Below are 232 nucleotides of genomic sequence, written 5' to 3' on the forward strand. Positions count from 1 at the left end.
GATCAACATCGTGTTGAATGGCGGCACCTTGCCGGCGACCCACACCGCACCGTCGACCTTCACCATGCCGGCGTTCGCCTGGCGTCTGTCGGACCAGGAAGTGGCGGATGTGGTCAGTTTCGTTCGCGGCAGCTGGGGTAACAAGGGGGCCCCCGTGAAGGCCAGCGACGTGGCAAACCTGCGCAAGAGTGATATGCGCACCACCTCCGGCGATGACCTTGGGCAAGTGACG

1 protein-coding gene is annotated in these 232 nt (G+C 63.8%); it reads left to right on the top strand.

All coding sequences use genetic code 11. The features are described 5' to 3' along the window. The coding region (locus tag SB765_RS34130) for a c-type cytochrome (protein ID WP_410933091.1) at nt 1–232 on the top strand (232 nt) is incomplete at both ends.

It is taken from the genome of Pseudomonas sp. SIMBA_067 (genome assembly GCF_046534675.1).
Taxonomy (GTDB): Bacteria; Pseudomonadota; Gammaproteobacteria; order Pseudomonadales; family Pseudomonadaceae; genus Aquipseudomonas; species Aquipseudomonas putida.